1 protein-coding gene is annotated in these 664 nt (G+C 73.3%); it reads left to right on the top strand.

Annotated elements, in window-relative coordinates:
• On the top strand, positions 1-664 hold a 664-nt coding region (locus ABD823_RS34475; RefSeq protein ID WP_344867165.1), incomplete at both ends, for a sulfotransferase family protein.

The raw sequence follows: 664 nt of genomic DNA, 5'->3' as shown, positions 1-664 counted from the left end.
GCCTACGCGGCCCGGTTCGGCAAGCCGCGCTGGGGCGACAAGCGGCCGTCGTACTTCCAGAACGTGGACGTGCTGCTGCGGCTGTTCCCGGACGCGCAGTTCGTGCACCTGATCCGGGACGGCCGGGACTGCGTGGCGTCGCTGAAGGAGATGCCCTGGCACACCGGGAGCGTCTACAGCTCCGTGTCGGTGTGGGCCGAGGCGGTCGACTTCGCCCGGCACCGGGCGCCGAAGCTGCCCGAGGGCTCCTATCACGAGCTGCGCTACGAGGATCTGACGGCGGATCCGGAGGGCGTGCTGCGGGGGCTCTGCGCGTTCCTGGGGGAGGAGTTCGACCCGGCGATGTGCGAGCCGAGCCGGGTGGCGGGCATCGCCGTACCGGGGCACAAGACCTGGCACGCCAACACGCACCGCGAGGTGACCACCGCCCGGTCCGGGTCGTGGAAGGACCGGCTGGAGCCGGGCGAGATCGCGCTGTGCGAGACGGTGCTCGCCGACCGGCTGGAAGGCTGCGGCTACGAGCTGACCGGCGCGCCGAAGGCCGCCGCCTCGCAGGTCCTGGCCTACGAGCGGACCGCGGTCATGCGGCGGCTGGCCCGGACCAAGCGGGCCGCGCTGGACCGGCTGGTACGGCTCCGCGAGCCGAACCCGGTGGCCGCGCAGC

The organism is Planomonospora alba (assembly GCF_039534085.1).
GTDB lineage: Bacteria > Actinomycetota > Actinomycetes > Streptosporangiales > Streptosporangiaceae > Planomonospora_B > Planomonospora_B alba.
Note: the sequence above shows the minus strand (reverse complement) of the source record. Positions and strands in the feature narration are given on the sequence as shown.